Origin of the sequence: Flavobacterium pectinovorum, from assembly GCF_900142715.1 — a bacterium.
GTDB classification, from domain to species: domain Bacteria; phylum Bacteroidota; class Bacteroidia; order Flavobacteriales; family Flavobacteriaceae; genus Flavobacterium; species Flavobacterium pectinovorum.
Window position 1 is genome coordinate 536,937 of the sequence record NZ_FRBX01000002.1, and the last position, 13,365, is coordinate 550,301.

General features: G+C 31.5%; 15 protein-coding genes. 10 read left to right on the plus strand and 5 right to left on the minus strand.

The window, feature by feature from the left end; translation table 11 throughout:
- Positions 1 to 55: 55 nt before the first annotated feature.
- Positions 56 to 838: a DUF3050 domain-containing protein gene (locus BUE22_RS08890; RefSeq protein WP_073394631.1), complete on the minus strand. Its 783-nt coding sequence runs from the start codon at positions 836 to 838 to the stop codon at positions 56 to 58.
- An 86-nt stretch (positions 839 to 924) separates the two neighbouring features.
- Entirely contained in the window at positions 925 to 2,103 is a 1,179-nt protein-coding gene (locus BUE22_RS08895; RefSeq protein WP_042563298.1) for an acyl-CoA dehydrogenase family protein, read from the minus strand.
- A gap of 1,633 nt (positions 2,104 to 3,736) precedes the next feature.
- Here BUE22_RS08895 and BUE22_RS24065 point away from each other — a divergent pair.
- Positions 3,737 to 4,030, plus strand: a complete 294-nt coding sequence (locus BUE22_RS24065) for a helix-turn-helix domain-containing protein (protein ID WP_394332799.1) — start codon at positions 3,737 to 3,739, stop codon at positions 4,028 to 4,030.
- A 19-nt stretch (positions 4,031 to 4,049) separates the two neighbouring features.
- On the opposite strand, the gene BUE22_RS24010 is transcribed toward BUE22_RS24065, so the two are convergent.
- The 3 genes from BUE22_RS24010 to BUE22_RS23600 all read right to left on the minus strand — a co-directional run bounded on the left by BUE22_RS24010 (position 4,050) and on the right by BUE22_RS23600 (position 4,576).
- On the minus strand, positions 4,050 to 4,184 hold the full coding sequence (locus tag BUE22_RS24010; protein WP_262489547.1) for a hypothetical protein: 135 nt from the start codon (positions 4,182 to 4,184) through the stop codon (positions 4,050 to 4,052).
- A 63-nt stretch (positions 4,185 to 4,247) separates the two neighbouring features.
- Entirely contained in the window at positions 4,248 to 4,385 is a 138-nt protein-coding gene (locus tag BUE22_RS23595) for an rSAM-modified peptide (RefSeq protein ID WP_089075938.1), read from the minus strand.
- Positions 4,386 to 4,435: 50 nt separating this feature from the next.
- A complete protein-coding gene (locus BUE22_RS23600; RefSeq protein ID WP_089075939.1) occupies positions 4,436 to 4,576 on the minus strand; it encodes an rSAM-modified peptide in 141 nt (46 codons plus the stop codon).
- Between the two features lie 260 nt (positions 4,577 to 4,836).
- Between BUE22_RS23600 and BUE22_RS08905 the strand changes: the two genes are divergently transcribed.
- From BUE22_RS08905 to BUE22_RS08945, 9 genes are all read left to right on the plus strand, one after another.
- On the plus strand, positions 4,837 to 6,390 hold the full coding sequence (locus BUE22_RS08905) for a vitamin K epoxide reductase family protein (RefSeq protein WP_073394633.1): 1,554 nt from the start codon (positions 4,837 to 4,839) through the stop codon (positions 6,388 to 6,390).
- Positions 6,391 to 6,480: 90 nt separating this feature from the next.
- Positions 6,481 to 6,678, plus strand: coding sequence for a hypothetical protein (locus tag BUE22_RS08910; protein ID WP_042563301.1), 198 nt, complete (start codon positions 6,481 to 6,483; stop codon positions 6,676 to 6,678).
- Between the two features lie 54 nt (positions 6,679 to 6,732).
- Positions 6,733 to 6,912 carry a hypothetical protein gene (locus tag BUE22_RS08915; protein WP_042563302.1) on the plus strand — a complete coding sequence of 60 codons (180 nt, stop codon included), beginning with the start codon at positions 6,733 to 6,735 and terminating at the stop codon, positions 6,910 to 6,912.
- Between the two features lie 37 nt (positions 6,913 to 6,949).
- On the plus strand, positions 6,950 to 7,198 hold the full coding sequence (locus BUE22_RS08920; protein WP_073394634.1) for a hypothetical protein: 249 nt from the start codon (positions 6,950 to 6,952) through the stop codon (positions 7,196 to 7,198).
- A gap of 14 nt (positions 7,199 to 7,212) precedes the next feature.
- A complete protein-coding gene (locus BUE22_RS08925; RefSeq protein WP_042563305.1) occupies positions 7,213 to 7,404 on the plus strand; it encodes a hypothetical protein in 192 nt (63 codons plus the stop codon).
- Between the two features lie 368 nt (positions 7,405 to 7,772).
- Positions 7,773 to 7,952 carry a hypothetical protein gene (locus BUE22_RS08930; RefSeq protein ID WP_042563306.1) on the plus strand — a complete coding sequence of 60 codons (180 nt, stop codon included), beginning with the start codon at positions 7,773 to 7,775 and terminating at the stop codon, positions 7,950 to 7,952.
- A gap of 232 nt (positions 7,953 to 8,184) precedes the next feature.
- Positions 8,185 to 10,377: a peptidase domain-containing ABC transporter gene (locus BUE22_RS08935; protein ID WP_073394635.1), complete on the plus strand. Its 2,193-nt coding sequence runs from the start codon at positions 8,185 to 8,187 to the stop codon at positions 10,375 to 10,377.
- Between the two features lie 2 nt (positions 10,378 to 10,379).
- Positions 10,380 to 11,669, plus strand: coding sequence for an HlyD family secretion protein (locus BUE22_RS08940; protein WP_073394636.1), 1,290 nt, complete (start codon positions 10,380 to 10,382; stop codon positions 11,667 to 11,669).
- Positions 11,670 to 11,712: 43 nt separating this feature from the next.
- The gene (locus BUE22_RS08945; protein ID WP_073394637.1) at positions 11,713 to 13,359 is read left to right on the plus strand and encodes a S41 family peptidase; all 1,647 of its coding nucleotides are present in this window, start codon (positions 11,713 to 11,715) and stop codon (positions 13,357 to 13,359) included.
- Positions 13,360 to 13,365 lie beyond the last annotated feature (6 nt).

Genomic DNA, 13,365 nt, shown 5'->3' on the forward strand with positions numbered 1-13,365 from the left:
TAAATTAGAGGGTTCATTCTAAACAAATAGTTACGTTAAATATATTGTTTTGGTTTTATACCATTTCTGTTTTTAGCAGAATTTGTTCTTCAATGGCATTCCAAAGTCCGATTCGTTTTTCTAATGCTAAAATCGAAATTTCTTCAACATCTTTCCATTTTTGGGCATCATCTTCACATAAATCAGAAATCATTTGCATCGCCATTGGCCCGTGCTCATCGGCATCAAGTTCGATATGTCTTTCAAAATAATAAAGCAATTTGCTTAAATCTGTTTCAGGAAGATTTTTTTGAAAGTTTTTCAGGATTTCAGTAAACATACTCGGAATCAGATCTTCTCTTCCAAAAGTAAAAGCAGCTGCAATTTCGTGTGGTTTACCTTGCTCGATAACTCTAAATGTAAAATCTAAAAATGCTTTTACATCAGGATGTAATGAACTTTGTTTTATAGCTACAAAAATATTGTGCAATGAGTTTACTTCAGATAGAAATGTGTTGATTCCGTTTGTATCGGCGCCGCAATCTTCCATGGCTTCAAGATACATTTCATAATGACTTTGTCTTCTTCCGTCAATAGTCAAATCTGTTTCTTCTGCCAGGACAATTTCGTTAATTAAGTATCTGGTTTCAGGATTTTTTGTTGCAAACCACGGTGTAGTAGTACACGTAAGTTTGGCTTGTAAAGCTTTCAATAATGACATAAAATCCCAAACTGCAAAAACGTGACTTTCTAAGAAGCTGTGCAAGTCATCAATGCTTTGAATTTTATTATATAAGGAATGTCTTAATAATTGCTCTTTTTGTGGTTGAATGCTATTGTTTATAGTTTCAATATTCATTTGTGGAATTTTTTGCAAAGATAAAAAGCTTCTCGGTAAGAAGAAGCTTTTCGTATTGTTTTTGCAAATATTTTAATAGTTGTTTATTATTTAAATGCTGGAATTCCAGTTACATCCATTCCGGTTATCAATAAATGTATGTCGTGGGTTCCTTCGTAAGTAATAACACTTTCAAGGTTCATCATATGACGCATAATCGAATATTCGCCTGTTATTCCCATACCGCCCAGCATTTGTCTGGCTTCTCTGGCAATATGAATCGCCATGTCTACATTATTACGTTTCGCCATCGAAATTTGAGATGTTGTTGCTTTTCCTTCGTTTCTTAAAACACCTAAACGCCAGGTTAGTAATTGTGCTTTTGTGATTTCGGTAATCATTTCGGCTAATTTTTTTTGTTGCAATTGTGTTCCTCCAATTGGTTTTCCAAACTGAATTCTCTCTTTTGCATAGCGCAAAGCAGTATCGTAACAATCCATTGCAGCACCAATTGCTCCCCAGGCAATTCCATATCTGGCAGAATCTAAACAGCCAAGCGGAGCTCCCAATCCGGATTTATTTGGTAAAAGATTTTCTTTAGGAACTTTTACATTATCAAAAATCAATTCACCGGTTGATGATGCACGAAGCGACCATTTGTTATGTGTTTCAGGAGTTGTAAAACCTTCCATTCCACGTTCTACAATTAAACCGTGAATTCTTCCTTCTTCATTTTTTGCCCAAACAACGGCAATATCTGCAAATGGAGCATTCGAAATCCACATTTTGGCACCATTTAAAAGATAATGATCTCCCATATCTTTAAAGTTGGTAATCATACTTCCGGGATCAGAACCGTGATCTGGTTCTGTCAAACCAAAACAGCCCATAAACTCTCCAGTAGCTAGTTTAGGTAAATATTTCATTCGTTGTTCTTCGTTTCCATATTTCCAGATAGGATACATAACTAGGGAAGATTGCACCGATGAAGTAGATCTTACACCAGAATCGCCACGCTCGATTTCCTGCATGATTAAACCATAAGAAATTTGATCTAAACCTGCACCGCCATATTCTACCGGAATATAAGGGCCGAAACCACCTATTTCTCCAAGTCCTTTAATGATTTGTTTTGGAAATTCTGCTTTTTGAGCATATTCTTCTATAATAGGAGAAACTTCTCTTTTAACCCAGGCACGAGCAGATTCTCGAACTAATTTATGTTCGTCTGTCAATAAATCGTCAAGGTTGTAGTAATCTGGAGCTTGAAATAAGTCTGGTTTCATTTTTTGGTAGTTTTACAAAAACAAATTTACGCAATAAAAATATAACAAAACAAAAACATTTTGTTATATTTTTTTATCCATAAAATAAAATTATTAGGAAATTGGCAATTTAAATGTAGCTTATTGAAAATATATGCACTATTTTTGAATTCCAAAAACATAATAAATGAGGCTGATCATCTCTTTTTTACTTTTTCTTGTTCTCAATACTTCTTTTGCCCAACAAAAGAAGGAATTAACAGAACAGGAATATTTGCTCTTGCAGGATAAAATTCGGCTAAATGCGAATGTAAATGTAGATAGTGCCTTCGTATATGCCAATAAAATGGCTCAATCTAACAATAATAAACATTTGGCTTTTGCAAATGGATCATTGTCTTATTTATTACAAGCTAAAAACAATACCTTAAAATCAAAAGAAAAGTATCTTTTGGCATTTAAGTATTTAGATAAGATGCCTGACTCTAACGATAAAATACGTCTTAAATCATATTTATACAATTACGGAGGATTAATAGAATATAAAAGAGGCAATTTCAGCCAGGCACTTGAAAATTATCAGCAGGGAATGAAGCTGTCTATTCAATTAGATGATATTATTCAGATCGTAAAATTCAAAGGTAATATTGCACTCCTTAATGAAGCAGTTGGTAATTATCAGCTGGCGATTAAAAATTTACGACAGCTTGATAACGTAGTAGATCAAAATGAAAATTTGTATACGAAAGAGCAATATAATACGATAAAGAGTAATAATAATATTACTTTGGGTGGTTCATATGAGAGCAGTTATATGAAAGATCAAAATAGGAATAATAAAAAGTATTTGTTAGACTCTGCTGAATATTTTTATAAAAAAACAATTTCATACTCGCAGAATATTCCATTTAATAAAATAGCAGCTAAAACAAGTTTGGGTAACATTTATTCCTTTAAAAAAGATTTCAAAAGTGCTGAAAAAACCTATTATGACATTATATTTATTGCTAAACAAAACAATATTGATAGAGGAATAACAATTGCCAATTATAACTTAGGTAATTTGTATTATGAAACAAAAAAGTATGATAAAGCACTCGTTTTTTTAAAAAGAGTAGATTCTATTTCTCAGGCTAATGATTCTAAAGATGAAAGTTTTTTAAAGGCAAATTACTATTTGGCTAAAATTTATAATATAAAGAAAGAACCTGAATTAGCTTATAAATATTCTAAAATTTATCTTGATAACTACGAAAAATCAGAAGCAAAGTTAAATAATGAGGCTTTAGAAGTTAATTACAAACTTGGAACCGGAGATTTAAGTGATGAAATGGTTGGTATTCAGGAAAAGTTTGAAAACGAAGTACTGTTAAACAAAGCATTAAGAGTATTTTACGTTTTATTGGTAATAGGAATTGTGTTTTTATTGATAAAAAACATAAGGGATAAAAACAAAGCGCATAAGAAAATGAATGCTTTAATTGAAGAATTTAAAGCCAATTTAGAAAAGAAAGAAAATCAAATAATCGCTCAAAATGAAGAGCCTGAACCAGAAATAGAGGACGTTCTGTTTAAAAAAGAAAATGTCAATTTGAGTATTGATGAAGCTAAAGAAAATAAAATAGTCGAAAAATTATTGGCACTTGAGAATAAATTGGAGTATTTAAATCCCGATTTTACTTTATCGTATGTTGCTAAAAAAATTAAAACGAATACTACTTATTTATCCTATGTTGTAAATAAACGATTTGGTAAATCGTTTGGAGAATATTCAAATGAACTTAAAATTAATTATGTGATCAATGAAATGATTAGCAATCATATGTACCGCAAATATTCTACACAGGCTATTGCAGAAAGTGTAGGTTTTAAAAATGCAGTTTCTTTTGCTAAATCATTTCGCAAAAGAACTGGAGTATCTCCAGCTCAGTTTGCGAATAATATTTAAATATCAGTTTTAAAAAAATTTATGGAGTTCCGTCAGTACCACGCATTCTGGTAGGATCTACTTCTTGCTGATCTCCCCCTAAAATTGATTTTTGCTCGTTCTTAGATAATTTTTCTTTTAGAAAAATTTCAATTTTCTGTTTCTTACTTTTCATTTTATTGTTATTTATTAAATGTGTTATAAGTTTTCTTAGGAACTATTAATTTATTTCCAAGTTTTAAGGATTTCCAGCACCTCCTTTTAATTGATTTGGATCTATTGGGCCTTCTCCATCCCCTCCTTTAATTTCCTTTTGTTGATTGTTAGATAGTTTTTCTACTTCAAAATCTTCGAGTTTTATTTTTTTACTTGCCATGATTTTATGTTTTATTGATTAATTAATTATATTCATTAAGTTTTTAATTTCTACAAATTTCCATTACTTCCACCTCCTTTAATTGGATCAATAATGGGTTCTTGTTGGTCTCCTCCTTTAACAGTTTTTTGCTGTTTTTTTGTCAATTTCTCTACTGCAAAATCTTCTAATTTTAATGTCGTACGTGTCATGTTTTTACGTGTTATGGTTATTGATATTTCAAAACTAGGCAAAAAGCAAAACCCTTAATCGAAAATGGACTTTTGGAGAATTTTATGAGCATAAATTTAGTATAATTATTTGATATACAATGGTTTGATTGATTTATTCTGACTGATATAATTTATAAATTGTATGTAGTATAATTAATAAAATGTGTGCCTTCGGTGATTTTTTTCCAATAAAAACAACAATATTTGCATTGTCATTACGATTTAAAAGGCACAAAACGATGTTAAAATTAGTACAGAAATTTCTTCAAATTAATAAGTATTCGGAGGTGAAAAATGAGTTCAAAGATTTGTTTCTTTCTCATCCAAACTATCCAAGCTTATTTGCGATAACAGACTCGTTAGATTTGTTGTCTGTGGAGAATGCTGCTGTAAGAGTTTCGAAAGAACAAATCGAAAATTTACCATCCAATTTTTTGGCTTACTTTAAAGATGAACTGACTTTGGTTGAAAGAACAAAAGAATTTGTTCGAATTGATACAAATAAAAAAACAGGTCAAAAAATATCATACGATAATTTCCTTTTGGACTGGAATGGTGTAATCGTTGCAATTGAACCTAATAATGTTGTAGCAAGAGATAACTTTAAAAGTGAATATAAAGATGTAAAATTCTTTATGCCTTTATTGATTTTATTTGGATTTTCATTTTTCTACAATACTTATAGTGTATTTAGTCTTGTGTTTTTGATCACTTCACTTTTAGGATTGATCGTTAGTGTTTTTATTGTTCAGGAAAAATTAGGCTTTAAAACTAATATTATTTCAAAGTTTTGCAATTTAACCACTAATACATCTTGCAGTTCAGTTATTAATTTTGATAGTAACACTAATAAATGGATTAATTTTTCAGATTTACCTTTGATTTTCTTTGGTTCATCTTTCCTTGCTATTTTGTTGAGACCTTTAGATTCGACAATTTTTATAGGTTTTTTAAGTTTATTGGCGATACCTATTATTGTAACCTCAATTTGGATACAAAAATTTGAAATTCAAAAATGGTGTGTAATGTGTTTGGTTGTTTCATTTCTGATTTTTTCGCAAAGTATTATTTGGTTTTCCTCAGATTGGTTTACACTAAGTTTTAGTTTGACTAGTATATTTCCATTTTTATTCGCATTGGTTCTTTTAACATCAGCCTGGTTATTAATAAAACCTGTTGTAAGGAATGTATTGAATAGCGATAACAATGTAAAAGAGCTTAAAAAATTTAAAAGAAATTATTCGTTATTGAATTTCTTATCTAAAAAAATACCTAATGCAAATGGATTAGAAGACTTAAGAGGTTTGAATTTTGGAAACAGAAATGCCGGAGTTAAACTTTCGATAGTTTTAAGCCCTAGTTGTGGGCATTGTCATAAAACATTTCAGGAGGCATTTGATTTGGTTTTGAAATTTCCGGACAGAATATTTTTAAATATATTATTTAATGTTAATCCCGAAAATGCCGAGAATCCATATAAAATTGTTGTCGAAAGACTTTTAACAATAAATAGAGCAACTCCCGGCAAAATTGTGGAAGCAATTTCAGATTGGCATATAAAAAAAATGGAGCTTAAAAAATGGTTGAAAAAATGGCATACAGAACCAGTTAGTATGATGATCAATCAGGAAATACAAAAACAATATGAATGGTGTTCAAAAAACAATTTTAATTATACGCCAGTTAAAATTGTAAATGAAAAAATATATCCAGAACAATACGAATTGAGTGAACTAAAATATTTCTTAAACGATTTTGTTGAAGAAGTAGAAGTTTTAGAAAAAATAGCTTAGCCCCTAACAATATCCATTGGTATGGATAGACAGAGCTTCAAATGTCTTAAAACTGATTGAAGATATTTATCCAAACAAAAAACTATTGTTATGCTAAAAAAGATTTTAAAACTAGAAGGAGCTTATGAGCTTACAAAAATGGAGCAAAAAAGTATTAATGGTGGAATAACAAAAGAATGCGCTGATGCAATTTTTGCTGGAATTTGTGTTCGAAAAGGCAATACTGCCTGCCCCGCAGATTTTCCTAATGCAACTAGCGGAGGATGTTGCTGTGGAGGAATAGATTAAGAAATCATTTAAGATTAAAACAAAAAAACAAGTAACAATAAAAACCTAAATATCATGCTAAAAAACATTTTAAACCTTAAAGGAGCTAAAGAATTAAGTGCTAATGAGCAAAAATCAATTACTGGTGGTAATGCACCTGTTTGCGAAGAAGGTTTTGTAGCAAAAAGATGTACAGAGTTTGGAACGGTGCCTTCTTTTTGGCTTTGTGTGCCAATTGGTACTACTGCTTGTTAAAAATAACAATTAAGTATAAAAGCAAAAAACTAGAATTATGCTAAAGAATATTATAAATCTGGACGGAGTTCAAAGGTTAAGTACAATAGAGCAAAAGAACATTTTTGGAGGATTACCTGTTCAGCCAGCTACTTGTGCCTGCTTTTGTTACATTGGAAATAAAAATGTTAATGCATATTGTTATTCATTATGTCCAAACGGATCAATCCCTGGGATAACAGAAGGCAGCACCGGAAATTGTGGTTATCCTTTTCCTTTGCCACCAGCGCCTCCGGGAATAGAATAATTTAAAATAAAATCATGTTAAAGAAAATTTTAAACTTGGAAAGTGCTCAAAAAATAACCAAAATGGAGCAAAAATCAATGAAGGGAGGAATTCCGGAATGCTGGGTTTATGCAATTGAAGCAGGATGTTTGTTAATGTCGGTTGGCGAAAATTGTCCTTTGGATATGGAGTCAGGTATTTGCGAATCAAACAGACTTTGTTGCTAGTTTTCTTAAACAATAACAATAAACAAGTAATAAAGATAAAGCCTTATTAGAATTTAGTCATGTTTTTTTTAATTTGTAGGCGCTCGATCGTGGAACATTGAGCAAATATCCCCACATTGATGATTGGTGTCGGGATTCTCAGGAAAGGTGGCCACTGAGTTGGTTTTAATTGGTTAGGGCTAACCAGTGCCATATCCTAGAGAAAATTATATTACTTAAATTTTACACTTTTTAGATAAAGAACAGAGAGGATTATTTCTCTCTGTTTTTTTTTTGAGATAAATTAATCTGTTAAATAAAAAAACAGACAGAAACTTCAACTGTCTTAAAAGGATTGAAGAGCTAATCAAAATCAAAAAAACCTAATTATGAAAAACCTAAAAGATTTAAAAGGTGTTGAAGTTTTAAGTAAAAATGAACAAAAAAGTATAACAGGAGGTGGTGGTCCCATAGCTTGTTATTGTCCTGATGGTACTTTTGCAGGGATAGCTACAGAAGGTGAAGGCTGTGGAGGTGTTATTGACCACAATTGCCCATTAGAATCATAAATATTTAAAAGAATAAATATTTTAACTGTAAGAATAAAAACTTTGTTATTTAGTTAACAAGGTTTTTTTGTTTTTTATTCATATAATATTCTGATATATAAACAATTATAATGCTTTTGAAATTAGTAAATTTGATTAAAATTGAAATTGTGATTTAATACATTTCAGATCATTATTTTTCTTTTTTTAAGAATTTTTGTATAATATTGCTTTAAATAAACCAAATTTATAATTGAAAAAATTCACCAATTACAAACAAGCAGATTATAAAGATTGTGGCCCTACATGTCTAAAAATAATAGCAAAGCATTACGGCAAAACAATCCATATTCAGGAGTTACGCGATAGTAGCGAAACAACTCGTGAAGGAAGTAATTTGCTTTTTCTGAGCGATGCTGCCGAGAAAATTGGTTTTAGAACTTTGGGAGTAAAACTAAATGTAAAAAGGCTGGAAGAAGCCCCATTGCCTTGTATTTTGCATTGGAATAAAAACCATTATGTGGTTCTTTATAAAATTAAAAAAGGGAAATATTATGTTTCTGATCCGGGTTTTGGATTGATAGAATATAATGAAAAAGACTTCCTTAAATTTTGGATAGGAAATAATGCAGATGAATCAACTCAGGAAGGAATCGCATTATTGGTAGAAGCAACTCCAAAGTTTTTTCAATCAGAATTTGATAAAGAAGAAAATAAAGGATTAGGGTTTGGATTATTGGCACAATATGTTTTGCGTTACAAATCATTTTTAGTACAATTAAGTATCGGTTTATTGGCCAGCAGTTTATTACAGCTTATTTTTCCGTTTTTAACCCAAAGTATTGTTGATATTGGGATACAAAACCAGAATATTCATTTTATTTATTTGATCCTTTTTGCGCAGTTATTTCTTTTTGCCGGAAGAACAGGCCTGGAACTCATTAGAAGCTGGATTTTACTCCACCTTTCTACCCGAATAAACATTTCATTAATATCGGATTTTTTCATTAAACTGATGAATCTTCCAATCTCATTTTTCGATGTACGTATGACGGGCGATATCATGCAGCGTATCAATGACCATCGACGAATTGAACGAATTCTAACCACTTCATCCTTAAACGTATTATTCTCTGTAATTAATATGTTTGTTATGGGAGGTGTTTTAGCTTACTTTAATCTCCAGATTTTCTTTGTGTTTTTTGCCGGAAGTATTCTTTATTTTGGATGGATTACTTTATTCCTAAAAAGGAGAGAAGTGCTGGATTATAAACGTTTTGCCGAAGTTTCTCAAGAGCAAAGCAAAGTAATGGAGCTTATTAACGGAATGCAGGAAATTAAGCTGCACAATGCCGAAAAACAAAAACGTTGGGGGTGGGAGTATGTACAGGCAAGACTTTTCAGGGTTTCGATTAAAGGATTGGTTTTAGAACAAACACAAACCATTGGATCTTCTGTGATCAATGAATTGAAAAATATTTTCATCATCTTTTTATCTGCTAAGTTGGTTATTGATGGTTCAATTACCCTTGGGATGATGCTGGCTATCAGCTCGATTGTTGGAAGTTTAAACGGGCCAATTACGCAGCTGATTGAATTTGTCAGAGAACTTCAGGATGCCAAAATATCACTAGCGAGATTATCTGAAATCCATGAAAAGGAAGATGAAATCCAGCAAGAAACAAATCAAACAAGTGATGTTCCTTATGATGCCGATATTGATATAAAAAACCTGTCATTCCGATATTTAGGATCTGATATTCCGGTACTGGAAAATTTAAGTTTAGTAATTCCGGCCAATAAAGTCACCGCAATAGTAGGTGTTAGCGGAAGCGGAAAAACAACACTCATGAAATTATTACTCAAATTTTATGAGCCAAATACCGGAGAAGTCAATATTGGAAACACACAATTAAAAAATATTTCTCAAAAAGCATGGCGATCTAATATTGGGGCCGTAATGCAGGAAGGTTTTATTTTTAGTGATACCATTGCCAATAATATTGCCATTGGAGTAGATAAAGTCGATAAAGAACGATTGGTTTATGCCGCAGACGTAGCCAATATAAAAGAATATGTAAGCGGTTTACCACTAGGTTATAACACAAAAATTGGTTCTGAAGGTTTAGGAATGAGTACCGGACAAAAACAGCGATTATTGATAGCCAGAGCCGTTTATAAAAACCCTGAAATTTTGTTTTTTGATGAAGCAACTTCGGCTTTGGATGCCAATAATGAAAGAGAAATTATGCGAAAACTTGATATTTTCTTTAAAGATAAAACCGTTGTTGTGATCGCACATCGATTAAGTACAGTTATGAACGCCGATCAAATTGTGGTTTTGGATAAAGGAAAAATCATTGAAATTGGTTCACATTCGGCTTTAGTAGAACAAAAAGGAAATTATTTTGAGTTGGTTAGAAATCAATTGCAATTAGGAAATTAATCATGGCAGAAGATACATTTGAATTAAGAAGTGAAGAAGTTCAGGACATTCTCACCAAAGTACCACATTGGATGATACGTTGGGGAACAGTTTTGATATTCGTGATACTTTTCATGTTGTTTTTTGTGTCCTGGTTTATTAAATATCCGGATGTTGTAAATACCGAAATTGTAATTACAACCAATATTCCACCAGAAAAAATAGTCTCAAAAACTTCGGGGCGAATTGAAGCGATTTTGGTTAAAGATAAATCGATAGTAGAAAAAAACACAACACTTGCCATTATCGAAAATACAGCCAATTATAAAAATGTGTTTTTATTGAAAAAAATAGTTGATGAATATAATATCAACGATTCAAAAAAAGAATTTCCATTTGCTTTACTAAAAAACACACAGTTAGGAGAAATTGAAAGCGCTTATGCTGTTTTTCAGAAAGATTATCAGGCGCAGCAATTAAATGAAAGTTTGCATCCGTATGAAGTAGAAAACAGGGCACAGATTTCTGAAAAAATTCAGATAAAAGAAAGATTGGATATTCTGCAGCAGCAAAAAATATTGAATGAAAGCGAGTTGCAGCTTCAAAAAAATGAAATTGCACGTTTTGAAACTTTATTCAATAAAGGAATTATTTCGGCACAGGAAATGGAGGCCAAAAAATTAGGTTATCTGCAGGCTCAAAAGAGTTATAAGAGCCTTTTAACGTCTATTTCTCAATTAAGATCTGCTTTGATTGATAATACAAAATCGAGCCAGAGTTCTCACATAAACAGCACTAAAGAAGAAGTTAATCTGGAACGCGGTATGGCGCAGTCTTTCTATCAGCTCAAAAAAGTAATAAAAGACTGGGAACTTAATTATACCTTGAAATCATCGGTTAGCGGTGTTGTCACTTTTTTACAAGTTTGGACAGAAAATCAAACTATAAATACGGGTGATAATGTGTTTTCGATAATTCCCGACGCTAAAAATGGTTTTGTTGGAAAAGTAAAAGCTCCGGCTCTGAATTCAGGAAAAATCAAAGTAGGACAGAAAGTAAATATTCGTCTGGCAAATTTTCCAGATAGGGAATTTGGTGTATTGTATGGCAAAATTCAGAATATTTCCCTGGTTCCGGATAAAGACGGAAATTTATTATTAGATGTTGCTCTTCCAAACGGATTAAAAACCTCTTATAAGAAACAAATTGTGTTTCAACAAGAAATGAAAGGAAGTGCAGAAATTGTAACAGAAGATTTACGATTACTCGAAAGAATACTGTATCAGTTTAAAAGTATTTTCGAGCAGGTGTAGAATTATTTCCCCAAACCATTGACTAACCAAACCAATTTTTCAAATGAAAAAGATTTTATTGATTGTTTTTTTTCTATTATGCCAATATTCGTTTTCAAAGCCTGTCAGCGAAACTCAAAAATTAGCTACAACAGCAAAAATTTGGGGATTTCTAAAATATTATCATCCAAATGTTGCTGACGGAAGTAAAAATTGGGACGAGCAATTGTTTCAGGTTTTGCCGAAAGTAGAAGAAGCAAACTCTGCAGAAGCATTTTCTTTAGTGATGGAAAACTGGATTACTTCATTAGGCGAAGTAAAAATGTATAAAGCGATAAATTCAAAAAAAGAGTATTTTGACAAAAACTTTGATTTGTCGTGGATCAATAAAAATGAATTATTTTCTAAATCACTTTCTAAAAAACTGAAATTTATTGAGGAAAATCGAATTCAGGGCAAACAATATTATGTTGATTATTCATTTGGCGGAGGCAGTGCGCCTTTGCAATTTAAGAATGAAGTAAAATATGCAGATTTTAAATGGACAGACAAAAATATGCGTCTTTTGGCTTTGTTCAGATATTGGAATTACATTGAATATTTTTTTCCGTATAAATATCAAATGGATCAAAATTGGGATAAGACACTAATTGAATTCCTTCCAAGAATTATTGCGCCAGAATCTGAAAAAGATTTTGCTTTAGCATTGCGTGAAATTTCTATAAAAATAAACGACACACACGGTTCAACTCAAATGCCTCAGCTGTTTGAATATTTTGGTGATAAATTTATTCCTGTTGAGGTTAAAATCATCGATCAGAAAGCAGTTGTTGTTGGTTTTAAAAACGATTCTCTGGCAAAAATTAGCGATTTGAAAATTGGAGATGTAATTACAAAAGTAGAAGGAAAAACAATCGCCCAAATTCTAAAAGAAAATTCGAAATATGTTGAAGGATCGAATGAACCTTCAGTTTTAAAAAATGCTTATTGGGCCATTTTTAATGGAAAAACACCCTCTTTTGAAATTGAATTTATCAGAGATGGAAAAACAGCTGTAAAATTAATAAACAGATATAAATATCAGGATTTAAAAGTTCAATTTTTAAAGGAGGAAAAATGGAAAATTTTAGAAGGAAATATTGGTTATGTAAATTTTGATGCGCTTGATGTTGAAGATGTTCCAAATTTAATTAAAGAATTTAGAAACACAAATGCTATTATTTTTGATAACAGAAAAAGACCTCACGATGTAATGTACGCCCTTGCAGAATGGCTTAATCCAGAATCAATAGAATATGTTAAATATATTGATCCGGATGTTAGTTTTCCAGGTCGTTATGTTTGGAGATCAGAAGTTGACAAATGTGGTAAAACAAATCCAGATTATTACAAAGGAAAAGTAATTGTCCTAGTTGATGAAAATGTGGTTAGTCATGCAGAACATAACGTTATGGCGCTTCAAACCGCTCCCAAAACTACTGTTATTGGCAGTCAGACAGGAGGCGCAGATGGTGCAAACTATAGATTTGGTATTATAAAAGGATTTTCTTCGTCATTTACGTGTTATGGTGTTTTTTATCCAAACAAAAAAGAAGTTCAGCGTATTGGAATTGTTCCTGATATTGAGATAAAACGAACTATTGTGGGGATTCAGCAAGGAAAAGATGAGATTTTGGAGAGAGCAATACTTTTTGCTAAAAATGGTAAATAACAAATA